This window comes from Mycolicibacter sinensis, assembly GCF_001667375.1.
In the GTDB taxonomy this organism is placed as follows: Bacteria; Actinomycetota; Actinomycetes; order Mycobacteriales; family Mycobacteriaceae; genus Mycobacterium; species Mycobacterium sinense_A.
The window spans coordinates 118247-141643 of the sequence record NZ_LZIN01000096.1; the positions used below are offsets into that span (position 1 = coordinate 118247).

The 23397-nt window shown below is 67.7% G+C and carries 22 protein-coding genes; 8 read left to right on the forward strand and 14 right to left on the reverse strand.

Annotated features, from left to right (window positions below; genetic code table 11):
- On the reverse strand, positions 1 to 849 hold the full coding sequence (locus A5771_RS19780; RefSeq protein ID WP_064856946.1) for a class I SAM-dependent methyltransferase: 849 nt from the start codon (positions 847 to 849) through the stop codon (positions 1 to 3).
- 32 nt (positions 850 to 881) lie between these two features.
- Positions 882 to 3185 carry an MMPL family transporter gene (locus A5771_RS19785; RefSeq protein ID WP_082947346.1) on the reverse strand — a complete coding sequence of 768 codons (2304 nt, stop codon included), beginning with the start codon at positions 3183 to 3185 and terminating at the stop codon, positions 882 to 884.
- 338 nt (positions 3186 to 3523) lie between these two features.
- Between A5771_RS19785 and A5771_RS19790 the strand changes: the two genes are divergently transcribed.
- Genes A5771_RS19790 through A5771_RS19800 form a run of 3 tightly spaced genes read left to right on the forward strand, consistent with a single transcriptional unit; the run spans position 3524 to position 6092 of the window.
- A complete protein-coding gene (locus A5771_RS19790) occupies positions 3524 to 4576 on the forward strand; it encodes a type III polyketide synthase (RefSeq protein WP_064856884.1) in 1053 nt (350 codons plus the stop codon).
- A 2-nt stretch (positions 4577 to 4578) separates the two neighbouring features.
- Positions 4579 to 5079: an isoprenylcysteine carboxyl methyltransferase family protein gene (locus tag A5771_RS19795; RefSeq protein WP_064856885.1), complete on the forward strand. Its 501-nt coding sequence runs from the start codon at positions 4579 to 4581 to the stop codon at positions 5077 to 5079.
- Positions 5076 to 6092, forward strand: coding sequence for an NAD(P)/FAD-dependent oxidoreductase (locus A5771_RS19800; protein WP_064856886.1), 1017 nt, complete (start codon positions 5076 to 5078; stop codon positions 6090 to 6092). Before A5771_RS19795 ends, A5771_RS19800 begins: the two co-directional genes overlap by 4 nt.
- Here the strand turns inward: A5771_RS19800 and A5771_RS22290 are convergent.
- The 12 genes from A5771_RS22290 to A5771_RS19855 form a co-directional block, all read right to left on the reverse strand.
- Positions 5977 to 7077, reverse strand: a complete 1101-nt coding sequence (locus A5771_RS22290; protein ID WP_082947347.1) for an aminotransferase class I/II-fold pyridoxal phosphate-dependent enzyme — start codon at positions 7075 to 7077, stop codon at positions 5977 to 5979. The two genes, A5771_RS19800 and A5771_RS22290, sit on opposite strands and share 116 nt — an antisense overlap.
- The gene (locus A5771_RS19805) at positions 7074 to 8093 is read right to left on the reverse strand and encodes a 3-oxoacyl-ACP synthase III family protein (RefSeq protein ID WP_064856887.1); all 1020 of its coding nucleotides are present in this window, start codon (positions 8091 to 8093) and stop codon (positions 7074 to 7076) included. The genes A5771_RS22290 and A5771_RS19805 overlap by 4 nt, the downstream gene beginning before the upstream one ends.
- Positions 8094 to 8100: 7 nt before the next feature.
- Complete coding sequence (locus tag A5771_RS19810; protein ID WP_064856888.1) at positions 8101 to 8748, reverse strand: hypothetical protein; 648 nt, start codon at positions 8746 to 8748, stop codon at positions 8101 to 8103.
- Positions 8726 to 10468, reverse strand: a complete 1743-nt coding sequence (locus A5771_RS19815; protein ID WP_064856889.1) for a thiamine pyrophosphate-binding protein — start codon at positions 10466 to 10468, stop codon at positions 8726 to 8728. Before A5771_RS19815 ends, A5771_RS19810 begins: the two co-directional genes overlap by 23 nt.
- 4 nt (positions 10469 to 10472) lie before the next feature.
- Positions 10473 to 11168: an anti-sigma factor family protein gene (locus tag A5771_RS19820; RefSeq protein WP_064856890.1), complete on the reverse strand. Its 696-nt coding sequence runs from the start codon at positions 11166 to 11168 to the stop codon at positions 10473 to 10475.
- A complete protein-coding gene (locus A5771_RS19825; RefSeq protein ID WP_064856891.1) occupies positions 11165 to 11656 on the reverse strand; it encodes a sigma-70 family RNA polymerase sigma factor in 492 nt (163 codons plus the stop codon). The genes A5771_RS19820 and A5771_RS19825 overlap by 4 nt, the downstream gene beginning before the upstream one ends.
- A gap of 117 nt (positions 11657 to 11773) precedes the next feature.
- Positions 11774 to 13396, reverse strand: coding sequence for a carotenoid oxygenase family protein (locus A5771_RS19830; protein ID WP_207545484.1), 1623 nt, complete (start codon positions 13394 to 13396; stop codon positions 11774 to 11776).
- Positions 13393 to 13668, reverse strand: coding sequence for a sigma factor-like helix-turn-helix DNA-binding protein (locus A5771_RS19835; protein ID WP_064856892.1), 276 nt, complete (start codon positions 13666 to 13668; stop codon positions 13393 to 13395). Before A5771_RS19835 ends, A5771_RS19830 begins: the two co-directional genes overlap by 4 nt.
- Positions 13669 to 13806: 138 nt before the next feature.
- Positions 13807 to 14541, reverse strand: coding sequence for a S1 family peptidase (locus A5771_RS19840; RefSeq protein ID WP_234783130.1), 735 nt, complete (start codon positions 14539 to 14541; stop codon positions 13807 to 13809).
- A 78-nt stretch (positions 14542 to 14619) separates the two neighbouring features.
- Complete coding sequence (locus A5771_RS19845; protein WP_064856894.1) at positions 14620 to 16038, reverse strand: SDR family oxidoreductase; 1419 nt, start codon at positions 16036 to 16038, stop codon at positions 14620 to 14622.
- Between the two features lie 67 nt (positions 16039 to 16105).
- Entirely contained in the window at positions 16106 to 16483 is a 378-nt protein-coding gene (locus tag A5771_RS19850; protein ID WP_064856895.1) for a hypothetical protein, read from the reverse strand.
- Positions 16484 to 16521: 38 nt separating this feature from the next.
- Entirely contained in the window at positions 16522 to 16701 is a 180-nt protein-coding gene (locus A5771_RS19855) for a DUF6131 family protein (RefSeq protein WP_064856896.1), read from the reverse strand.
- A 418-nt stretch (positions 16702 to 17119) separates the two neighbouring features.
- On the opposite strand from A5771_RS19855, the gene A5771_RS19860 reads away from it, so the two are divergent.
- From A5771_RS19860 to A5771_RS19880, 5 genes are all read left to right on the forward strand, one after another.
- Positions 17120 to 20221 carry a DUF3427 domain-containing protein gene (locus A5771_RS19860; RefSeq protein ID WP_064856897.1) on the forward strand — a complete coding sequence of 1034 codons (3102 nt, stop codon included), beginning with the start codon at positions 17120 to 17122 and terminating at the stop codon, positions 20219 to 20221.
- Positions 20222 to 20274: 53 nt separating this feature from the next.
- A complete protein-coding gene (locus tag A5771_RS19865; RefSeq protein ID WP_234783131.1) occupies positions 20275 to 20931 on the forward strand; it encodes a DUF429 domain-containing protein in 657 nt (218 codons plus the stop codon).
- 58 nt (positions 20932 to 20989) lie between these two features.
- Positions 20990 to 21772, forward strand: a complete 783-nt coding sequence (locus tag A5771_RS19870; RefSeq protein ID WP_064856899.1) for a thioesterase family protein — start codon at positions 20990 to 20992, stop codon at positions 21770 to 21772.
- A 42-nt stretch (positions 21773 to 21814) separates the two neighbouring features.
- Complete coding sequence (locus A5771_RS19875; RefSeq protein WP_064856900.1) at positions 21815 to 22834, forward strand: hypothetical protein; 1020 nt, start codon at positions 21815 to 21817, stop codon at positions 22832 to 22834.
- A gap of 163 nt (positions 22835 to 22997) precedes the next feature.
- Entirely contained in the window at positions 22998 to 23378 is a 381-nt protein-coding gene (locus A5771_RS19880) for a hypothetical protein (protein WP_064856901.1), read from the forward strand.
- Positions 23379 to 23397 lie beyond the last annotated feature (19 nt).

Below are 23397 nucleotides of genomic sequence, written 5' to 3' on the forward strand. Positions count from 1 at the left end.
TCAGCCCGGATTGACCGCGGTGACCACCCAGGTGTGGCCCGGGAACTTCACCACACCGTCGACCCGGCGCCGGCGCAGTTCGTCGCGCAGTTCCTCGATGACAGCGGCCCAGCCGTCCGCACCCAGTCGCTCCGGGAGCTCGGCGCGGGCCTGCCGCCCGGTGGTGTTGGCCAGGAGCAGGCTCAGGCGCTCCTCGACGCCGTCGCTGCCGTCGATGCCGAAGTCGCAGACCCCGTCGAAGGCCGCCACATCGACGTCACGCCAGCCGGCGTCGGCCAGGATGGCTCGCACCCGCTCGGCGTTGCCGAAGGCCAGCGGTCCGGGGGCGTCGGGATCCGGTGCAGCGGGCGGTGTTTCAAGGCGATCCGCGAGTATGTCGACACCCAGGGTGAACATCGGGTTGTCGCCTTCTCGCCAGCACACGAACGTCAGCCGGGCACCCGGCGCGGCTGCGTCGCGGATGTTGGCGAAGGCGGCCACCGGGTCGTCGAAGAACATCACCCCGAATCGCGAGATGATCCGGTCGAATGCCTCGCCGGTGGCCGGCCGCAGGGCGAGGGTCTGGGCGTCACCGAGCGCTACCGTGGCCCCCGGCACCCGGCGGCGTGCCGCCTGCACCATCGGCTCGGAGATGTCGATGCCGAACGGGATGGCCCCCAGCGCTGCCGTCCGGTGCAGCAAAGTCCCTGAGCCGCAACCGATGTCGAGCACCCGCGCACCGGGGCCGATGTCGGCGGCTTGCACCACCGCGTCGGCGAACGGCGCCAATACCGCCTCGAAGATCGCCGCGTGGTCCACCCAGTCGACGCCCTGCGCCGCCCACGCCTGCTGCTGTTCCTCGTTGGCCATGACCATCAGCGTAGGCGTCGCCGGAGCGCGGGCTATCGGACGTCCTGCGGGACGTGCCGCAGCTCGTGGCGCCCGGCGGGGTGGGTGGCGAAGCCCGGCGGTGCGGCATGCCTGCCCGCGGAACCGTTTTCGCTGAGCTCGAACCGTTTAGCCACCCACGCCAGGGGTTTGGGCGCCCACCAATTCCACCGGCCCATCACATGCATGAATGCGGGCACCAGCACCATCCGGACCAGGGTGGCATCCACCAACACGGCCAACGTCAGACCGAGGCCGAGCATCCGCATGAACGACACCTGCGCGGCGATCAACGCGGCGAACGAGATCGACATCACCAGCGCCGCGGCGGTGATCACCCGAGCGGTCCGGGCCACCCCCAGCGACACGCTCTCGTCGTTGTCGGTGCGAGTCTGACCCGACGCCAGCCAGTACTCCCGGATCCGGGACACCAGGAACACCTCGTAGTCCATCGACAGCCCGAACGCGATGCAGAACAACAACACCGGCACGTTGGCCACCAGCGTCCCGGTCGGTGTGGTGCCGAACGCACCGAGATGGCCGTCCTGAAATATCCATACCAGTGCCCCGAACGCGGCGACCAGCGACAAGACATTGAGGATCAAGGCCTTGGCCGGTAGCACCACACTGCCGGTGAGCAGGAACAGCAGCACGAACGTGATGGCGGCGATCAGCCCCAGCACCAACGGCAACCGGTCGGTGATGGCCTGCACGCTGTCGCGGTTGATCTGCGCCAGCCCGGCCAGCTGCACCGGCCGATCGCCCGGGGCGGGCACCTGATGCAGGTTGTCGAGCTGGGTGTCGGACCGCTGCGAGAACAGCGGCGCGGCGCTGGCGACCGTCAAAAACGCACTGACCCCGGCGATCCCGGTCGCCGCGGCCGGCTCGCCCACTCGAGCGCCGTCGACGAAGGTGCCGGAGGGGGCCGACACCGACGACACGTCGGGGACCCGGGACAGATCGGCGGCGTAGCGGTTGAGCTCGTCGGCCGGCACGCCGCCAATGTCGGGCAGGACGATCGGCACCGCCCGGTCCGAGTCGTCGGCGAAGTCGTTGCGCAGCGCGTCACCGACCTGGTGCGCCGACGCCGACGCCGGAAGCACCCGGTCATCGGGGAAGCCCCATTTCACCCCGAAGAAGGGCAGCCCGACCGCCACCAGCAGCGCGACCACCGCCAGGCCGATCGGTATCGCGCCGCGGGCCACGAATTTCGTTGCCCGGTACCAGAATCCCAGCTCGATGGGCCGCGCGGTGGGTGCCGGGCGGCGCAGCAGCCGGCGCGCGGGCCGGCGGACGTCCAGCGCGTCGAGTCGGGGTCCCAGGAATGCGATCGCCGCCGGGGTCACCACGATCGCCGCGAGCGCAACGAAGCTCACCGTGGCCACTCCGGCGTAGGCGAACGACTTCAGGAAGTACATCGGGAACAACGCCATGACCGCCATCGACAACGCGACCGTGCTCGCCGAGAACAGCACGGTGCGCCCGGCGGTGCTCATGGTCGTGATCAGCGCCCGATCGGGAGCCGCACCGTCGGCCAGCTCGTCGCGGTAGCGTTTGATGATCAGCAGCGTGTAGTCGATCGCCAGGGCCAGGCCCATCGCGGTGGTGAGGTTCAGCGCAAAGATCGAGACATCGGTGGCCAGCGTGATCAACCGCAGCACCGCCATCGACCCGACGATCGCCAGCCCGCCCAGCGCGACCGGCAGCGCCGCCGCCAGCAGGCCGCCGAACACCCACACCAGCACAAGGAAGCTCAGCGGGATCGCGATCGACTCCATCAGCAGCAGGTCGTGCTGGTTCTGGTGGTTGATCTGCGCGTAGACCATGGCGCCGCCGCCGGCACGGACGCTGACCCCGTCGCGGTCGTGCGCCACCTGATCGACCAGGGTGCGGGCGTACTTCTGCGCGTCGTTCTCGCCGCCCTTGAGGTTGGCCACGATCACACCGGAGGTGCCGTCGGTGCTGATCAGCTGGGAGGCGGCCGACGATGGCCCGGTCCACGGTGAGGTGACGTTGTAGACGTGCGGTGAGCGCTGCAGCTGCCCGGCGATGTCGGTGCCGATCGAGCGGGCGGGCTCGGCTACGGCACCACCGGGTGCGCTGAGCATGATCAGCAGCTGCTGCTCGCTCTGGCCGAATCGTTCGGTCAACAGCTTGGTGGCTTGGGCGGATTCGGAGGTGGGGTCTTGGAAGCCGCCGGCGGACAGTTTGTCGGCCACCGGGATGCCGAAGACGGCGGCGGCGATCAGCACCAGGAAGGCAAGGGCGAGGACGCGTCGCGGAGCGGCGAGGGCCAGCAAAGCCATCCGGTGCAGCACGTCTAGCTACCTTCCGCCGAAATGGTCGACGAGAGGTGCCGCTGGCACCCCCACCGAACATGACACGAGTCCGGGCTCTGCGAGGTTCACCGCGTCAATTCGTTCAGCCTACCGCCGGCATCAACCCTCCGGCGGCCTTGAGCGCGCCCGCCCGAGGGACGGCAGGATCTTTGCCCGCCTCTCAGCGACAACTTCCGCCAACGCGCTGCCGCCGCAACAGTTTGATGCTCAGAGCCCGGCGCACACCACATCACCGCGGCCGTGGATCGATGCGACCGATCACACAACGTTTACCTGCCAGGCTTGAACCGCGGCACCGGCAACTCCGTGACCTCGACATGGACAAGCCCGCAATAAACACCCCGACAGTGGCCGCTGTGGCCGTTGAATTCCCGTCCCACCGGCACAGCCAGGCCCAGGTGATGGCGGCCCTGTCCGACTTCGCCGGACCGGAGTTCGCGCGGTTCGCCGCCAGCAGCGGCGTCGCCAAACGCCAGCTGGCACTGCCGTTGTCGCGCTACCCCAAGCTCAGTGGCTTCACCGAAGCCAACGACGCCTACCTCGACATCGCGCTGGATCTGAGCGAACGCGCGCTGCAGTCGGCCCTGGATCAGGCCGGACTGATCGCATCCGATGTCGACGTGGTGTTTTCGACGACGGTCACCGGGCTGGCCGTGCCCTCCCTGGAAGGGCGGCTGGTGACGCGGATGGGACTTCGCGCCGACGTCAAGCGCATCCCGATGTTCGGTTTGGGCTGTGTCGCCGGGGCCGCGGGCCTGGCACGGGTGCACGATTACCTGCGTGCCTTCCCCGGTGATGTGGCGGTGCTGCTGGCGGTTGAACTGTGCTCGCTGACCGTGCAGCGCAAAGACCATTCGATCGGAAACCTGGTCGCCTCCAGCCTCTTCGGCGACGGTGCCGCGGCCGTCGTCGCAACGGGGCCGGGCCGAGCGCCTACCGGGCCGAAGGTGCTGGCGACCCGAAGCCGGACCTATCCCGACACCGAGGAGATCTTGGGCTGGGATATCGGCAGCAATGGTTTCAATATCGTGTTGTCCGTCGAGATCGCCACCGTCGTCGAGAAATACCTCGGTGACGACGTCCGCGACTTCCTGGCCGATTACGGATTGGTGACCGACGACATCTCCACCTGGATCGTGCATGCCGCCGGCCCGAAGGTGATCGACGCGGTCGAAGACGTGCTGGACCTGCCCCCGGATGCACTTGAGCGGACCCGAAAGTCGTTGCGTGAGCACGGCAATCTGTCCTCGGTTTCGGTGCTGGACATTCTGCACGACACCGAGGCCGACCCGCCGCCGCCGGGATCGATCGGCCTGATGGTCGCGATGGGGCCGGGGTTCTCCGCCGAACTCGTGCTGATGAGTTGGTAACCATGTACTACCTGCTGATCCTGGCCGTCGGCGTAGAACGACTGGCCGAGCTGGCGGTGGCCCACCGCAACGCCCGCTGGGCATTCGCCCACGGCGGCACCGAATTCGGTCATCGCCACTACCCGGTGATGGTCAGCATCCACGCGGCGCTGCTGCTCAACTGTGTGGTCGAGGTGGCGCTGTTGCACCGGCCCTTCATTCCGGTGCTGGGCTGGCCGATGTTCGCCTTGACGCTGGCCAGCCAGGGGCTTCGGTGGTGGTGCATCGCGACACTCGGCCGGCGATGGAACACGCTGGTGATCGTGATGCCGCAAGCTCCGCTGGTCCGCCGTGGACCGTATCGATGGTTGCATCATCCCAACTATGTGGCAGTGGTGGTCGAGGGGTTCGCGCTGCCGCTGGTGCACACCGCCTGGGTGACCGCGATCGGGTTCACCCTCGCCAACGCGGCGGTGTTGCGGGTACGTATCCGGGTGGAGAACGCTGCCCTGGGGTACCGGTGAGCAGCATCGATGCCGACCTTCTGGTCGTCGGCGGCGGACCAGCGGGCCTCGCCGCCGCGTTATACGCACGGCAGCAAGGTCTTTCGGTAATCGTCGCCGAGCCGCGCGGCAACCCGATCGACAAGGCCTGCGGTGAGGGTCTGATGCCGGGCGGGCTGGCCGCTCTGGCGTCGCTGGGCGTGGACCCGGCGGGTACGCCGCTGCGGGGCATCGCCTACCTGAACGAGCAGCGCCGGATCGAAGCACCCTTCCGCGACGGGCCCGGGCGCGGGGTGCGCCGCACCACCCTGCATGCCGCGCTGGCCGACCAGGCCAAGCAGCACGACGTCGACTGGGTCGGCAAGCGGGTCGGCACCGTCGACCAGGACGCCCACGGCGTGACGGCCGGCGGGATCAGGGCCACCTGGCTGATCGCCGCCGACGGGCTGCACTCCACGGTGCGGCGAGCCGTCGGGATCGCGGCGGTGGCCGGCACCCCGCGGCGCTACGGGGTGCGATGGCACTACCGGATTCCGGCCTGGTCGGAATTCGTCGAAGTGCACTGGTCCCGGTGGGGTGAGGCCTACGTGACGCCGGTAGAACCGGATCTGGTGGGAGTGGCGATCCTGTCGCCGCAGCGCCCCGCACTCGACTGGTTCCCGCAATTGGCAGCCCGCCTGAGCGGTACCCAACGCGGCCCGGCCCGCGGGTGCGGCCCGATGCGCCAAGTGGTTTCCCGCCGGGTCGAAGGCCGGGTGCTGCTGGTCGGTGACGCCGCCGGTTACGAGGACGCGTTGACCGGTGAGGGCATCAGCCTGGCCGTCAAGCAGGCTGCTGCCGCCGTCGCGGCGATCGTCGACGGCAATCCGGCGGCCTACGAGCGGGCCTGGCCGGCGATCACCCGGCGCTATCGCCTGCTCACCCGAGCGCTGGTATTGGCCAGCGCTCCGCAGCCGACTCGGCGGGCCTTGATCCCGGCGTGCGAGCTGCTGCCCGGAGTGTTCGAACGCGCGGTGCATCTACTGGCGCACTGAGCATCCGCTCGACCGCCGACACCACCAACCGGGTCGAGGCGCGAGTGCCCACCGTGATGCGCACCGCGCCGTCGGGGTAGTGCCGAGCCTGCAGCCCGGTGCCGGCGAAGACCTCACGCCAGGGCCGACCGGCGGCGGGCAGGTAGAGGAAGTTCGCATGCGAGTCGGTGCAGTAGACACCGGCGGCCTGCAGCCGTGCCCGCAGGTACTGGCGTTCGGCGGTGATCTGCTCGATGCGTTGCTGCAGCTGCGCTTCGGCGGCATAGGAAGCCGCCACCGCCACCATGCAGCTGGTGGGGACGCCGAACGGCATCTGCATGGCCCACAGCGCGGCCGCCGGCACCGGCGCCGCGACGCCGTAGCCGATCCGTAGCGCGGCCAGTCCGTAGGCTTTGGAGAAGGTCCGCAACACCACCACATTCGGGAACCGCTGGATGAGGTCGGCCGCGTCGATGCGCTGGTCGGGTGCGACGAATTCGATGTAGGCCTCGTCGAGCAGCACGATGGTGTCCCCGGGGATGCTCGTCAGGAACCGCTCGACATCGGCGACGGGCTCCAGCGTCCCGGTCGGGTTGTGCGGCCGGCACAAGACCACGACGCGGGCGTCGGCGGCGGCGCGGGCCATCGCGGGCAGGTCATGACGGCCATATCCGTCCAGCGGGATGTCGACCGTCATCAGCCGCGCGATTCCGGCGAAGATCGGATAGCCGTCGAAAGTCGGCTGGCTCAGCACAATCCGATCACCCGGGTTCGTCATCGCGTGCAGCACTTGTATCGCCAGCCCGGAGGCGCCGGGCCCCAGGACCACACTCTCCTCGGGCACGCCTACGTGGTCGGCCACCAGCCGGCGCAACCGGGTCGGCAGGAAATCCGGATAGCGGTTGGCCGCCCCAGCGGCGTGCATCAGTGCCGCACGTACCGCCGGCAGCGGCGGGAACGGATTCTCATTGAGTGCCAGCGCACACGGATCGACGGCCGGCGTCATGGGCGTCCGCCCCACCGGATCGCCGCGGCGCCCGCGAAGTCGCCGGCGTGCGCAAACCCGGCCATCACCACTACCTCGCCCGGGTGGAGTCGCTGCGCGGTGATGGCTCGATCCAGGTTGATCGGGATACCGGCGCCGAACAGGTTGCCGCACGCGTCGAAGGTGTCGAAGTGCCGTGATTGGGGCAGTTCGAGTGCTTCGCGCCAATTGCGCAAGAACACCCGGTTGGGCTGATTGGTGACCAGCAGGGCGATGTCGGCAGGGGACAGGCCGAGTCGGTGGCAGACGGTCAGCGCGACCTCGGGCACCTGCCGGTTGCCGCGTGCCATCACCTTGGTGATCTTGTCTTCGGTGAAGCCGATATAACCGGACCCGGGCCCGGGTTGCCACCACTTGCGGGGCGGGTCGATGGTGTAGGTCATGTCCCCGGCGTACTGGCCGTAGGTGCGGCACTCCACGTCGAGAATCGGCGAGTGATCGGTCAGTGTGACCAGGCCGACCGCCGCACCGTCACCGGGTACCGAGGCCTGCGACTTGCCTCGAACGGCGGGCTGGTCGAAGACCTGGCCGGCGGCGTTCTGGGCGATCGCGATCAACGCGGTGCGCCCCGCGCCGGCGGTCAGCAGTTGCCGGGCGACGTTGAGTCCCAACACGAATGCGGCACATCCGCCGTTGTGCAGATCCAGCACCGACGACGGGCGCATACCCAACCGGTGGGCGATAGCCCCGCCCGCGCCGCAGAACGGGATGTCGGGCAACTGGGTGTGGGTGATCAAGACGTCGACGCCTTCGATGACGTCGCGGCCGTGCCGGTCGATCAGGCCCTGTGCCGCCTGCTCGATCATGTCGACCGCGGACTCGTCGGCGGCGACGTGGTGGCGGAACACCGGCGCCCGGAACATCACGTTGTCGCGTAGCTCGTCGGATTCGGCGAACTGGGCGTAGTACTGCGCGGTAATCGGTTCCCCGGGAAGGTAACTGGAGACGTCGGTCAAGCTGATGGCGGGTTGGCCCATGATCGGCTCATCTCATCCAGGACGGTGTGATCGGCAGGCCGTTGTGGTGGCGGTACTCCGCAATCGCCTTCAGGTTCTTCAGTTCCAGCAGATGGCCGGCGCTGAACATGTCCCAGAAGTCACCGACCCAGACCGGGCGCTGCGGTGGTGCGGTCTCCGGATACGGGTTGTGGTCGTAGAACGGGTGATGGCAATTGGTCCACAGCACCACCGATCCGGGCTTGTTCAGCACCACCTGGGCATCGACGACCCGCAGCAGATAGATCATCCACAGGTGGTGGCCCTGATCCCACGCACAGTGGTAATCCACGGTGCGCGAGCGGCTGTCGGCGACGGTGCGAGTGTAGATCCGGGTCTCCGAACCGAGCCGGTCGTAGGCGAGCCACAGGCCCGGCTCCTCGGTGGGGGTGAAGCCACGCAGGCTGTAGGTCCACTCTTCGAGGCAGCGGGTGTCGGCCAGATAGTCGAACAGTTCATCGGGCGGGCAGTCGATGTAGTCGTTCACGGTGCAGTAGTCGCCGAAGACCACATCGTGCGGGTAGACCGACCGCATCATCTCCATGATGATCGGGGTGGCCACGTTGCGGGGACTGGTCTCTACCCGGATCAGTCCGTCGATGGGCTCGCTGATATCAGCAAGTGCTGGAAGCGACATAGCGGTGGTCCTCCCTACGTGTCGGTGCGGAAACGCCGGCGGTCAGAAACGGTGCGAACGGCGGGATCTCATCGGCGGCGCAGTCGACGCTGATCACCGACGGCCCGTCGTGGGCCAGCGCGGTGCGCAACGCGGCGCCGAATCCGCCGGCGTCGGCGGTGTCGACGGCAGGCAGGCCCGGCAACATCGATGCCAGGCCGGCGCCGAGGTGGCTGGGGGTGTAGCGGTTGTAGCTGTGCCAGCCGTGGTAGAACAGCTGCTCGCGGGTCACGCACATGCCGTGCGCGTTGTTGTTGAGCAACACAAACAGCATCGGCAGCCGGTACTGCACCGCGGTGTGGATCTCCATGCCGTGCATGAAGAATGCGCCGTCGCCGGCGATCACCACGGTGCGCCGGCCGCGGAACAACGCCGTGCCGATGCCGGCGCCGAAGCCATACCCCATCCCGCCCATGCCCAGGGCCACCAGGAAGCGGCCGTCGCGCCGCGGCGCAAGATAATGGATTGCCGCGGCGCCGGTGTTGCCGGCGTCGACGACGATGTCGACCCCGCGGGGCAGTTCATGGTCGAGTACGGTCATCGCGTCGCGGTAGCGCACGCCGGGCCCGGTGTAGGGCGGCGGCCGCAACTCGGTGCGCGACACGGTGTCAGGCACCCGCAGCCACTGCGGGCGCCCGGGTCCGGCCAGCGCCCGGCACAGCATCCGCAGCGACGCGCGCAGATCGGCGGTCTGCACGTGGGTGCACGGCAGATACGGGGGCGCCGAACCGATCGACACGGTGCGGACGTCGGCCAGCACTGAATCGAGGCCTGCGCGTGCGGTCTGCGACAGCCGGGTGCCCACCACCAGGCACAGCGCACTGGCCGCCACCGCGTCGGCAACCGAGGGGTGACCCATCACACCGGAAACGCCCAGCGCCGACGACGAACCCAAACCCGGTGTGCCGGCCACATCCTTGGCGTCGGGAACACATACCACCTGCGCCCGCAGCAGCGCGCGCAGTTCCTCGAGTTCCGTGCGGGCGTCGTCGCGGGCCACCTGTTCGCCGGCGATGATCGTGACCGGGCCATGAGCATCGCGCAGCGCGTGCAGGATCGGCTGCGGGTTGCCGAGCGGTGGCCGCTCAGGACGGCGCACACCGTTGCGCAGGCAGGCTCCGATCGTGACGGTCCCTTGCTGAATATCCTTGGGCAACAACAGCACCGCCGGTCCGCCGCGGCGGGCTGCGGCGATAGCGCGCGGCAATGCCGAGACGATGTCGTCGGGGTCGAGCACCCGCTCGCAGAAGATCGACACGCCGGCAAACAACGCCTCGGCATCCAGCGCACCGTTGCGACCGCTGGTGTCCTGAAAGCTGCCGCGGCCGTCCATCGCACTTGGGGCCTGCCCGACCAGCGCCAACACTGGAACCCGGCTGGCCAATGATTCCCCCAGTCCCGGAATCAGGTTCAACGCGCCGCCGCCCGACGTCGCGGCGACCACACCCAGACCGGCGCCGCTGCGGCTGTATCCATCGGCCATGGTGGCGGCCCCGAACTCGTGCTTGGCCAGCACCGCCGTGATGTCGGTGCGGAAATACGCTGCGTCGTAAAGGTCTTCGATGTTCGCGCCGTCGACGCCGAAGATGTGGCGCACTCCCGCTGCTGGCAGCTGGGCCACGATGTGGTCGACTACTGAGTAGTTCCTGGACATGCCAGTGACACGGCGGGCGAATGGCATTGGTTCACATTGCGCGTTCCAGAAGCACTTTGCCGTTGTCAGCGGAAACCACTTGTACCGAGGCGATTTGGTCGCGGGGCGTGGAGATGCTGCCGGCCGGTGTGGCGGTGTGCCCGGGCTCGGCCACCCAGGTCGCCAGTCGGGTCTGGTTGCCGTCGCGGTCGACGATCACCAGCGCCAGGGTGTCGTGGTGCGCGGTCACCGGAGCCAGGCAGACGCAGCTCAAGTCGATGATGCTGCCCCAGGGCTGGCTGCTGACTGCGACGGTCGAGGCCAGCGCTGTGGTGCCCACCTGCGCCATCGGCAGCGCGGCTTGCTGCGCCGGCTGCGTCGTCGACGGATAGCCACCGACTCCGACCAGGACACCGATTCCCAACACGGCGGCAGCGGCACTGGTTGCCGCCCAGGTCATCAGCCGGGTACGGCGGCGCCGTCGTCGCACCGCGCTCAGCAGTGACGGCAGCAGCTCTGCCGATGGCTGGGGTGCCGCGGTGCCGTCGGCGATTTCGGCCACCGTGGCGTGCTCGAGCTGGGAGAGCAGGGCGGGCACGCCGCTGATCTCGGCGACCGCGTCTCGGCATGCCGGGCAGCCGGTCAGGTGGTCTTCGAACTCGCGACGGTCGGCGGCGGACAGCGAACCCAGCACGTAGGCGGCGTCCCACATCGCGTACGGGTGCTCCGGCCTCGAAAACGCGGTCATCGTGTCACCCCCATCTCCTGCAAGGCCAATCGCAGCGCCCGCACCGCGTAGTGCAGGCGTGATTTCACCGTTCCCTCGGCGATCCCGAGGTCTTCGGCGACCTGTCCGGTGCTCCAACCACGGTAGTAGGACCTCTCGATCACGGCCTGATGATCCTTCGATAGTTGGGTCATGGCTTCGGCGATCAACATCCGGTCCAGGGCGGTGTCCACTTCGTCGCGCGTGGGTTGCTCGGGTGGGGCCGACTCGTCGAACAAGGCGACGACGTTGCGGTACTGGGCGCTACGCCGTTCATCGATGATCAGGTTGCGCGCGACGGTGCACAGCCAGGCCCGCGGCGACCGCTCGGGGTCACCAATGACGTCTGGGTGTTGCCAGGCGCGCAGCAGCGTCTCCTGGACGACGTCCTCGGCGCGGCTCCGGTCGCCGGTCAGACGCAGCGCGTACCGCCACAACACCGCCGCGTGCTCGTCGTAGAGCGTCTTCATCAATGCGGCTTCGTGGTCCGGCGGGTTACCGACTCGAGGCACACCGATCACCTCCTGCCTAGTGACACGGGGCGCGCGCCCGTCGGGTTCATGCGCGGCACCGCGTGCCCGAAACGATCAGTCGGGAATCCAGTTGCCGTGGAAGCCGTGCGGAACGCGCCGGGGCAGCCGCACCCGAGCGGCCGGTTTGGCGTCGAAATCGGCGGCGTCGATGATCACCAGGTCGCTGCCGTTGCGCACCGGGTCATAGACGTAGGTCAGATACCAGCCAGCCGATTCATCGGCCTGCCCCGGTGACGGTGCGAACACTGCCTCACTGGGCGCACCGGACAGGCCGTTGATGCCGAACCGGTGCACCTGCGCGTCGCCGCGCGCCAGGTCGTAACGGACCAGGCTGTCCCGGGCGACTGTGACGGCGTAGCGGGCGTCGGCGCCGACCAACCGATCATCGACGCGGGGGAACTCGATGTCGCGGTCATCGAGCTGGACTTCGTCGACGACACCGGAATCCAGATGGATCGTCCAGCGCCACAGCGTGGCGTCGGTTTCGAAATCGCTGTTGTGGCGCCACATCTCCGGGTAGCGGGCCGCTTGCAGCACGATCGCATCACCCGAGGGCATGTCGAAAGCGTTAGCGAGATGGAAGACGTAGCAGGGGTTGATGTCGAACCAGCGCACCGGGCCGTAGGGGTCATCGCGGCGCAGCACCCCCAATCGGGCGCCGTATTCGTCATCCCAGCGATAAGGCAGGTCACGTTCGTAGCGTCCGGTGAGCGCGACCGCCAGGTTGAACACCAGCGGCAGATCCAGGAAGACGACATGCTCGGCGGTGAGCGCGAAGTCGTGCATCAGCGTCATCCCGGGCACGTCGATCGGACGGCGGATAATCAGCTCACCGTCGGCGTTGGCCCGGTAGTAGTTGACGTGCGGATCGAGGATGTCGCCGTGGCCGAAGAAGTGCAGCTCGCCGGTGGCGGGACAGATCTTGGGGTGCGCGGCCATGGAATCGGCCAGCTTGCCGGCGAAGTCGTAGACCCCCAACGTCTTCAGGTCGTTGGTGATCTCATAGGGCAGTGAAGATTCCATCAGCGCCAGGGTCTTGCCGGCATGGCGGATCACGTGGGTGTTGGCCACACTGGAGTGCAGATTGCGGCTACCGTCGGGATTGAACAGCGCCAGCGGCTGCTCGAAGCTCTCGGTGCGCACCCACCGGTTGCGGTACCAGGCCGCCCGGCCGTTCTCCAGACGGACCCCGTGGACCATGCCGTCGCCGGTGCACCAATGCCCGCCCGCCTCGCGCGGGTTGGGTCCGTTGCGCAGGTACCAACCGTTCAGTTCCGCCGGGATGCTGCCCTCCACGCGCAGGTCGAAGGCGGTGAGCTCGTCGGGAACCGGCGTGTAGTTGCCGGTGCGGAAGATCGGGAAGACGGTCTCCGGTGGCTGCAGCACCGCGACCGGGGCGCTGGATTCGAATCGGTCGGAGGCGCCGTCGGTGCGCCGGGCGATGCCGGCCTGGGCGACGCGGGCGGGGCCGCTCAGTTCGCCGTCGTGCATGGCGTCGATGTCGTCGCGAGTCAGCAGCGACAGCAGCGCCGGCATCCCGGACAGTTCGGTCACCGCGGCGCGACAGGACGGGCAGTCGTCGAGGTGCTGCTCGAATTCGAGATGGTCGGACTCCGACAGAGATCCCAGCACGTAGGCGGCGTCCCACATGGCGTACTCGTGGCGACATGTCGTCATGGCGCCACCCCCATGTCTCGCAGGGTCTGCTGGAGGGTGCGCAGCGCGTAGTGCAACTGGGTCTTCACGCTGGCTTCGGCGATGCCCAGGTCGGCGGCGATCTGCCCGGTGGTCCAGCCGTGGTAGTAGGCGCGACCGAGCAGCCCCCGGTTGTCGGCGGACAGCTGCGCCATCGCGTCGGTGACCAGGGTGCGGACGGAGTCATGCGGCAGTGCGGCCGCGGCCTGCCCGCGGTCGGGTGTCCATCTGTTGCTGGCATCGCCGAAATCCATAGACCAGCCTCCCGGACGTGACACGACGCAGCGGGGCGTTCGGTTCAGATCTGGTTCCCGCCGCGTCGCAATCCCAGTGTGTTCCGCGCGGGCTTGCGGCGGTAGGGGCAGCCGAGACTTTGACCGTGCCGCTAGTTTCTAGGGTGTCGCGGTGGCCAGGGTCAGCTCCCATGCCGCCAGCCACGGCTTGATCAGCTGCGCGACGGAGTAGATGTGCGGGCCGTCGCAGGTCGGCTCGGAGTAGTCGCCGTTGGACACCGCGGTGAAGATCCCGACCGCTTCGACGCTGCCGTCGGGCCGGACTTTGTACACCGGCCCGCCGGAGTCGCCGCACTTGGCGGTCGCGGCGAACCGGATTTTGTTCTCCTCACTGGTGACCACCGGCCCGCACACCGCGCCGCCGCTGCGGATCCCGAAATGACAGACGGTGTCACCGATTTCGACTCTTTCAGCGAGGCCGACCACCGGTTGTCCGTCGATCTCGGCGGTGAGCGGGATCTTCCCGGGCGGGTCCAGGGCGATCAGGCCGATGTCGAAGTCGTTCCAGTCGTTGCCGTCGTAGATGGTCTCGGTGAACGTGCCGACGACCGGATATTTGAAGAGCCCGCCGTGGCGGATGGCCACCGCGGCGGGCCCGCCGGGCTTGTTGCAGTGCCCCGCGGACAGCAGCGCCGGCCGGTCATCCTTGGTGTGCACCAGAAATCCAGCCGTGCAGCTGATGTTCTCGGAGCCATCGGCGGGGCTGATGTTGATGCCGATGCCGGGGCCGATGGCCTTGGCGGTGGGCATGGGGATCGGGTTGCCCGCGGGGTGGGTGCGACTGGCCCACACCGTGGCCACCATGATCGCTGCGACGACGACCGCGATGGTCACTCGGGTGATCAGGTTTTTCAACGAGCGCCTCGGCGACCGGCCATCAGGTGACTGTACTGAGCGGGCGGCACGAGACCGCTACCAATTGCTCGGCTCGTAATCCTTGAGGAAACACCCGTACAGATCTTCGCCGGCCTCCCCGCGCACGATCGGGTCATACACCCGGGCGGCGCCGTCGACCAGATCCAGCGGGGCGTGAAAGCCCTCCTCGGCCAGCCGCAGCTTGGTGGGGTGTGGGCGCTCGTCGGTGATCCAGCCGGTGTCCACCGCGGTCATCAGGATCCCGTCGGTCTCGAGCATCTCCGCGGCGCTGGTGCGGGTGAGCATGTTCAGCGCGGCTTTGGCCATGTTGGTGTGCGGATGCCCGGCGCCCTTGTAGCGGCGGCTGAACTGGCCCTCCATCGCCGACACGTTCACCACATATTTACGACGGGCCGCCGATGCCGCCATCGCCGGTCGCAGCCGGCTGACCAGGATGAACGGCGCGGTCTGATTGCACAGTTGCACCTCGAGCAGCTCCAAGGGGTCGACCTCGTGCACCCGTTGGGTCCAGCTGTTGATTGCGGCCGTGTCCGGAAGTAGCCCGCCGGCGTCGATCGCGGTGCCGGCGACAATCCGTGCCGGGGAGGCGCTGCGGGCGGTCAGGGCCAGTTCGGTCAGCGCGTGCGGTTGCTGGTGTTCGGCGAGGCTGCCGGCCAGCGCGGCCGGGTGTGCGTCGCTGACGTGATCGAAGGTGATGACGTCGACGAGCTCGGCGGCCGGTGTGCGTTCGGCCTCGACCAGGGCGGCATACGAGCCGGGGGCGCGGCGCACCGTCTGCGCGGCGTTGTTGATCAGGATGTCCAGCGGGCCTTGGTCGGCCACCGTGTCGGCCAGCGCGACGACCTGGGCGGGGTCGCGCAGGTCGATGCCCACCACCCGTAGGCGGTGCAGCCAGTCGGCATGATCGGGCATCGCGGCGAAGCGGCGCACAGCGTCGTTGGGGAAGCGGGTGGTGATGGTGGTGTGGGCGCCGTCGCGCAACAGGCGCAGCGCGATGTACATGCCGATCTTGGCGCGCCCACCGGTGAGCAGGGCGCGGCGGCCGGTCAGGTCGGTGCGGGCGTCGCGTTTGGCCCGGCTCATGGTGGCGCAGCCTGGGCACAGCTGGTGATAGAACGCGTCGACCTGCGTGTAGTGGGTTTTGCAGATGTAGCACGGCCGCGAGCGGATCAGGGTGCCCGCCGATGCGCCCTTAGTGGCCGATACCAGCGGGATGCCCTGGGTCTCGTCGTCGATGCGGCCCGGGGCGCCGGTGGCGGTGGCGGCAATGACGGCCTTGTCGGCGGCGGCCACCGCGTCGCGCTTCGCGTCGCGGCGGGCCTTCTTCACCTGCTTGAACATCCGCGCGGTGGCGCGGCGGACGGTTATCGCGTCGGGGTGTTCGGATGGCAGCGCATCGACCTCGGTGAGCACCTGCAGGCAGGTGGCGAGTCTTTGCGGGTCGATGCCGGTCACGCCTGGTAAGGGTACGGGGCGTGATCGGCGATGCCGATCAGGTCCGTTGCTGCTCGGGTTGAGAGCGTTACCGGGCCGGTGGGGTGTCGGACGTGGATGCGCCGGGATCGAGCTTGTCGGCGCGTTGGAATTCGGAGTCCAATTCGCTGCGCGCGGTGGCCGCATCATTGCGGTGTTGGTGCGCCTGGTGTTCCAGGTTTTCCGCTTGCGCTGCCAGCGCTTCGGATTCGGCCCGCACGGCGCGGCTCTTGGCCGCAATCTCCTCAGCGTGGGCTTCGCGCTGTCCCACCTCATGAACCTGCTCGGCAGCTTTGTCCCGGATCGCCCCGGCCTGGCTGCGACGCCGCTCGGTGCGCTTGTTGCGCGCGACCAGGGCCAAAGCGATCAGGACCAGGACGGCCACGATCGCGACGACAACGATGAGAATGATGGTGCTGTCACTCATTGCGGTTTCCTTTGCGTTGCGGGCAGATGGGTCGGCGGTCAGTAGTAATGACGCCGACCGCCCACCGGGCTGCCCATCCGTCCGGCCAGCATCAGTAGCAGGCCGACGACGAGAAGAATGACCCCGATCACCACCATCAGGTGGGCGTAGACGAAGGTCGGGATGAGAGCAGGCAAAACGAGACCGAGAATGATGAGAACAACTCCGAGGGCAATCATGGCGGTCACCGATTTCTGTGGAAGGGGCTAATAAGTGGTGTTGCGCAGCATTCCCAGTTTCGGCTGCGCATAAACCCAGGTGACGAGCTGTCCGTGCCGTGGAAACACTTCGGCGGCTTCGCCGGCCGCGTCACTTTTTGCTGGGAATGATGATGACGACGATGAGCGGGTGATCCGCGACAACGCACGATCTGATCGGGGTGTCGGCACCCGACAAGTAGAAACGATCTGGGCTGAGCTGGGTCATATCTGGTGGAGCAAAGCATGGCTCTCAGCCGGCGGCGCGGCTGAGAGCAGAGGTGGCGCCGGATTGGTTGGGCCTTGGGGGTGTCCCAGCCAGTGCTCGGCTGTCGCGGTTTGAACCGTTTGCTATTGAGCGAGTCTCGGGATGTCCGCCACATCCGCTAACCTGCCGGCCATGGACGCCGGCGTTTACGAATCCCTGCTCACCGAGCAATTGGCTGTCCAACTCGCGCACCACACCGATCTGCATCCTGACTACGGCACCGTCGACGACGCCGAACACGCGTTGGCCATCGCGCGCTACCTTGCGCCGATCATCGAACGGTCTCTGCAAACTGCGGGCAACGTTGAAGACCGGGTGGCCCTGGCCCACCGCATCCTGGATGTACTTCCCGACAACTACACCGACGGGGCCGCCCTGCACGCAAAGGAGCCCGGCAAGATCATTCGCCTCGACGAAGTGCGCCGGGCAACGGCGCTGGGCGCCGCAAGGCTCCCGCGTCCCGCCACCCCGTTCTCCGACGCCGCGCTGATGACCAACGGCCGTGGCGAGCCGACCCTGGCTGCCGAGTTACGCGCCGAGCTGGCCAGCGCCGACCGGGTGGATCTGCTGTGCGCGTTCGTCAAATGGCAGGGCCTGCGGCTGCTGGAATCAGAACTCACCGACCTGCACCGGCGGGGCATCCCGCTGCGCGTCATCACCACTACCTACCTCGGTGCCACCGACGCTCGCGCGCTGGACGCCCTGGTGAGCGAATTCGGTGCCGAGGTCCGGGTCAACTACGACACCACCATTACCCGCCTGCATGCCAAAGCGTGGCTGCTACGGCGCCACACCGGCTTCCACACCGCTTACGTCGGCTCCAGCAACCTGTCGCACGCTGCCCTGGTCGACGGCCTGGAATGGAACGTTCGGCTCTCGGCCATCGGCACGCCGCACCTGCTGGAGAAATTCCGGGCGACGTTCGATTCCTACTGGGAAAACCGTGATTTCGAGCGGTACCGTCCCGACCAGGACGGTGAACGGCTCCGCCAAGCCCTGCAGAACGCATCCGGCGAGCGCAAACGTGACTCACTGGCCGTCACTTTGTCCGGTCTGGAAGTGCGTCCCAAACCGTTTCAAGCCGAGATGCTGGAACAACTCGACGCTGAACGCACCTTGCATGATCGGCACCGCAACCTGATCGTCGCCGCCACCGGTACCGGCAAGACCGTGATGGCCGCCCTGGACTACCGCCGGCTGGCCCGCGAGGTCCACGGCCGCGACCTCACCTTGCTGTTTGTCGCGCACCGCAAGGAGATCCTTGGCCAAGCCCAACGCATGTACCGGGAGGTCCTCACCGACGCCACCTTCGGTGAACTGCTCATCGATGGCCAGCAGCCGACCAAGTGGCGGCATGTGTTCGCCAGCATCCAATCGCTGTCGGCGAACCGGCTGGCCGACATCGCCCCCGACCACTTCGACGTCGTCGTGGTCGATGAGTTCCACCACGCCGAAGCCGCGTCGTATCGGCGTCTGCTCGACCATGTGCAGCCGATCGAGCTGCTCGGGCTCACCGCCACCCCGGAACGCGCCGACGGCGTGGACGTGCGCGCCTTCTTCGACGGCCGCATCGCCGCCGAACTACGTCTGTGGGAGGCCCTGGAACAACACTTGCTCTGCCCATTTCATTACTTCGGCATCTTCGACGACACCGATTTGGAATCCGTGCAGTGGAAGCGCGGTGGATATGACCTGGCTGCACTCAGCGGCATATACACCGGCAACGACGCCCGCACCCGCATCGTGCTCAAACAACTGCGCGACAAAGTCGGTGACGTTGCGGCCATGCGCGCTTTGGGATTCTGCGTCAGCGTCGATCACGCCCGCTACATGGCCGACAGCTTCAACGACGCGGGCATTCCTGCGCTAGCGGTCTCGGCTGAGACGCCCGCCGACGAGCGTCGCTCGGCCCTGGCGGCGCTGCGCAACCGCGACATCAACATCATCTTCGCCGTCGACCTGTTCAACGAGGGTCTGGATATTCCCGAGGTCGACACCGTGCTGTTTCTGCGCCCGACCGAAAGCGCGACCGTCTTTCTGCAGCAGCTGGGCCGCGGGCTGCGGCTCACCCACGGCAAGACCGTGCTGACCGCGCTGGACTTCGTTGGCCACCAGCGCCGCGAGTTTCGCTTCGACCAACGCTTCCGGGCCCTGACCGGGGCGGGCGGCAAGGCGTTGCAGCATCAGGTGGAGCAGGGCTTTCCGTTCCTGCCGTCGGGCAGCCAGATCGTGCTGGACCGGGTTGCGCAGAAACTGGTGTTGGACAACATCAAACAGCAGGTGGCGCCCCGCTGGGCGGCGCTGGTATCCGAGGTTCGCGCCCATCCCGATGACCGGTTAGTCGGCTACCTCGACGCCTACGGCCGGGAGCTGCCCGAAATCGTGAAGAACAACCGGTCCTGGACCACGCTGTGCCGCGAAGCGGGCAAACTGACGGCCGATGCGGGTCCACGGGAAACAGATCTGGTCAAACGCGTGCGCGCCCTGGCCCACACTGATGACCGGCTGCGCTGGCAGACCTACCGGGCCATCCTGGATGGCACTGTCGACCTGGACAGCCCCGCGGAGCGGCGACTGGCCGCGATGCTGTTCTACTCGCTGTTCCCCAACGGCGGCGGATTTGCCGATGTGGCAGATGGACTCGGTGCCCTGGTCGGCGAACCGGTGATCGACGAAATGCGCCAGGTCATTGATATCGCCTTCGATAGAGCCCGGCGCACCACCTATGAGCTCGGTGGCCTGGTCCCGTCGCTGCGCGAGGTGCCGCTGCAGGTACACGCCACCTACTCGCGCGAAGAGATCCTGGCCGCCCTGGACTACGCCGCCCAGAACCGCACCCCCAGCACCATGCGCGAGGGTGTCATGTGGCGCCCGGAGCTCAACACCGACGCGTTCTTGATCACGCTGAAGAAATCCGAGACCGACTACTCACCGACCACCATGTACCGCGACTTCGCGCTGAGCGACCGGCTGTTTCACTGGGAGTCGCAATCCACCACCTCGGCGGTATCCCCGACCGGGCAGCGCTACATCCACCACCGCGAAAACGGCTCACACATCCTGCTATTCGTCCGCGCCACCAAAACCACCGCGCTGGGTGCGTCGCCGTATGTGTTCCTCGGCCCGGCCGACTACGTTTCGCACGAGGGGGAGAAGCCGATGGCGATCACCTGGGAGCTGCACCAGGCCATGCCGGCGGAGGTGTTTCAGGCATCGGGGGTGGCGGTGGCGTAGGGAGACACGATCCGTTCCCCGACCGTAGTGTCGTAGCGGTGCGCGTATTGGGTGTGGATGCCGCCGGCAAGGTTTGGGTTGGCGTTGAACTCGTCGACGGGCAATTCGCTCGCGCCGTCACCGCTGCCCGACTGGTCGACTTACCCGACCTTGCCGATTACGCGGTTGTCGCTGTCGACATACCACTGGGATTGTTGGATAAGGGCTTTCGGCTCGCCGACACTGCTGCCCGATCTCTGGTGGGACCGCGGCGCAGCAGCGTGTTCCTCACCGCGCCACGGCCGGTGCTGCTCGCAGATTCGCACCACGCCGCCAGTATCCTGCATCGTCAGCTGACCGGCATGGGGCTGAGCCAACAGAGTTTCGCGTTGCGCACACGAATAGTGGAGGCCGATGCGCTCTACTCCGACGACTCGCTGCCACTGTTCGAAGTCCACCCCGAGTTGTCCTTCACCATGATGGGTGACGGTCCGCCGAAGGCCGGCAAGAAGAGTTGGCATGGCCAGCGCGACCGGATGGCCCGCCTCGAATCAGCCGGGATCGTCATACCCGCGGAGATCGGCGACGCCGGTCAAGCCGGTCCCGACGATGTTCTCGATGCCGCGGCAGCCGCGTGGAGCGCCCACCGGATTGAGACGCACGTGGCCTGTTCGGTTCCCGATCCGCCGCAGAGCAACGAGCGGGGGCAGCGTATGGCGATCTGGTATTAACCGCGCCGGCCCGGAGAACTTGCCCGCGGGCTGGAGGCCCCGCGCTAGCGTTAGCCGCGTGGATGCCAAGGCGTTCTATACGCAGACCGGGGCCGACGTGTTCGACAGTTCGCCGTCGACCGCGGGACCCTGGAGCCCGCTGGCGCAGCATGCCGGGCCGCCGTCGGCGTTATTGGCGAGACAGATCGAGCGGCACCAGCCGCGGCCCGGCCACCGGCTGGCGCGGGTGACGGTGGACATTCTCCGGCCGGTGCCGGTGGCACCGTTGCACATCACGGTGGAATCTCTGCGCAAAGGCAAGCGGGTGGAGCTGCTGCAGGCGACGGCCCAGGCGGATGGGTACACGGTGCTGATCGGGCGGGCCTGGCGGCTGATTGCCGCATCGGCGGATTTTCCTGCGCAGCCACCACCTGAGGAGTTGCGGGAGATCGACGCGGAACTCCCCGCCTCGGATGCGGCGGTTCCCGACGGTTGGCACGCCGATGGCTACCTGTCGGCGATCGATTGGCGTTTCGAGCAGGGCGGCTTCGTCGAATTCGGTCGGGCGAAAGCCTGGACACGGCCCAAGGTGGCGCTGGTCGACGGCGAGACCATGACACCGTGGCAGCGGGTGCTGACGGTGGCCGACTCCGGCAGCGGGATCAGCATATGTGCGCCGCCGGACCGACATCCGGCGATCAACTGCGACTTGTCGGTGGTGCTCGACCACGATCCGGTCGGTGATTGGATCGGCATGGATTCACGCACCACCGTGGTCCCCGGGGCAGGGGCGATGACGCAGACGATCATTTTCGACCAGGCCGGACCCGCGGGCCTGGCGACGCAGATGCTGGTTGCGTGAGCGCCGGCGCGATTGTCGGCGCCGTGTGCCACGATTTGCGCTATGTCATCCCGCGACTGGTTCGAACGCCTGATGGGTTTCAGCGAGGACGGCTACGCGTCGACTTGCAGCCGGCTGGTTGTCGAGGGCGACGAGTTGGTGTCGACCGTCAACGGCCGCCGCTACGGCATCGGCGCGCTGTCCTTGCCGACCCTGGCTCAGCTGCGGGCGCGGGTGAATCGCGGTGGCCGGCAGCGCAGTACCGTCACCTGCCTGCCGGGCGACGCCCGGGCGCTGCACGCCGATCCCGCATTCGCCGGTGCGCTGTTTCAGGTTGCCTCGCAGTTCAACCTGCTGGAGATGGTTTCGCCGCACGTCACCCCGGAGCAGGGCGTCGCTGGATACGCCCACGATGCCACCCAGGGGCCGGCCTGCGCGATGGCGGCCGGGGCGGCCACCATCTACCGCAACTATCTTGTGCCGATCGACGGGCAGACCGGCCAGACCCACGATCGTCAACTCGATGCACTGGCCCCGCTGGGGGACGCGTTGTCCGCGGAGCTGCGCCGTCCGGTGAGCGCGCTGTGGCAGATGCGCAACGGATATGCGCTGTGCACCGATGACGGCCTCGATGCGATCAGCGCACTGCTGAGCGGTGCCGACGACGAACTCCGCGACACGCTACGTGGGCAACTGGCGATCGGGTTGCACCGCAACGTTCAAGTCACCGACGTCGCCGGCGAACCGCGCCACCACGTCTCACAAGCGTTCTGTTCGGCGCTGCCCGTTTCGTATTCGCACAATCGGAGCCATGCCGGCTGGGCACCGTTTGCACGGCTGGTGCTGCAGGCCGCCTATGAGGCGACCCTGCTCGCCGCGGCGGAGCAAGCCGGTGCCGGCGGTTCCAACATTGTGCTGCTGACCCGGCTCGGCGGCGGAGCGTTCGGTAACACCCCGGAGTGGATCGACGACGCCATCAGCCGGGCGCTGTCGGTGGTGGAACATGCCGGGCTGGACATCCGGCTCGTCGATTACGGACGAGTCAATGCGTCGTCCCAGGCGATCGCCGAGAGCTGGGGTTGACGACTCCGTGATCCGGAGCGTGGCCCGGAGCGCGACATAGCGCCGCTACCCGGCGCCCTGGAATGGTGATGCACCGTTTGGCTCACGCATGCCACACCCGACGCGCCCCTTCAAAGTGTCCGCAGTTATTGCGGATAACGCACAAAGTGCGGCAATCTGGGATATGCCCAATCGCTACCCGCTGATTCGCAGCCATCTTGACCGGGCAGAGTCGGCCGACTCCGCCGCCCAAGTGCTGCAACACCTTCGGTCAGTCCTGATCGAGGTCGGCCAGCTACTCGACGAGCAGTTGGCCAGCGCGGTCGTCGATGACGAATTGTCGCTCGCGGCGGCCGGCAAGAACGCCGGTCTCACCGAGAACGCGGTGGGGCCACGCCTGGCCGGCACGCCCAGGCTGGCGCCGTATGCGTCGGCGGCAGGCCGTGTCACCGCCGAAGACGTCAAACGCGCCCGCCGCGACAAGTACGCCGGCAGGTCGCTGCCGCCGGCAGCTCCCGCCGAGCCGATGCGGTTCAAGCCGCGCCGTAAATCCAACCCCTCCTGACGATCTCGAAAGGACCGCT

Bases quoted from the DNA above. Each gene is read 5' to 3' on its own strand.
- A5771_RS19780 (WP_064856946.1), bottom strand. From the start codon at position 849: ATGGCCAACGAGGAACAGCAGCAGGCGTGGGCGGCGCAGGGCGTCGAC.
- A5771_RS19790 (WP_064856884.1), top strand. From the start codon at position 3,524: ATGGACAAGCCCGCAATAAACACCCCGACAGTGGCCGCTGTGGCCGTT.
- A5771_RS19795 (WP_064856885.1), top strand. From the start codon at position 4,579: ATGTACTACCTGCTGATCCTGGCCGTCGGCGTAGAACGACTGGCCGAG.
- A5771_RS22290 (WP_082947347.1), bottom strand. From the start codon at position 7,077: ATGACGCCGGCCGTCGATCCGTGTGCGCTGGCACTCAATGAGAATCCG.
- A5771_RS19805 (WP_064856887.1), bottom strand. From the start codon at position 8,093: ATGGGCCAACCCGCCATCAGCTTGACCGACGTCTCCAGTTACCTTCCC.
- A5771_RS19810 (WP_064856888.1), bottom strand. From the start codon at position 8,748: ATGTCGCTTCCAGCACTTGCTGATATCAGCGAGCCCATCGACGGACTG.
- A5771_RS19815 (WP_064856889.1), bottom strand. From the start codon at position 10,468: ATGCCATTCGCCCGCCGTGTCACTGGCATGTCCAGGAACTACTCAGTA.
- A5771_RS19820 (WP_064856890.1), bottom strand. From the start codon at position 11,168: ATGACCGCGTTTTCGAGGCCGGAGCACCCGTACGCGATGTGGGACGCC.
- A5771_RS19825 (WP_064856891.1), bottom strand. From the start codon at position 11,656: ATGAAGACGCTCTACGACGAGCACGCGGCGGTGTTGTGGCGGTACGCG.
- A5771_RS19830 (WP_207545484.1), bottom strand. From the start codon at position 13,396: ATGACGACATGTCGCCACGAGTACGCCATGTGGGACGCCGCCTACGTG.
- A5771_RS19835 (WP_064856892.1), bottom strand. From the start codon at position 13,668: ATGGATTTCGGCGATGCCAGCAACAGATGGACACCCGACCGCGGGCAG.
- A5771_RS19850 (WP_064856895.1), bottom strand. From the start codon at position 16,483: ATGAGTGACAGCACCATCATTCTCATCGTTGTCGTCGCGATCGTGGCC.
- A5771_RS19855 (WP_064856896.1), bottom strand. From the start codon at position 16,701: ATGATTGCCCTCGGAGTTGTTCTCATCATTCTCGGTCTCGTTTTGCCT.
- A5771_RS19860 (WP_064856897.1), top strand. From the start codon at position 17,120: ATGGACGCCGGCGTTTACGAATCCCTGCTCACCGAGCAATTGGCTGTC.
- A5771_RS19875 (WP_064856900.1), top strand. From the start codon at position 21,815: ATGTCATCCCGCGACTGGTTCGAACGCCTGATGGGTTTCAGCGAGGAC.
- A5771_RS19880 (WP_064856901.1), top strand. From the start codon at position 22,998: ATGCCCAATCGCTACCCGCTGATTCGCAGCCATCTTGACCGGGCAGAG.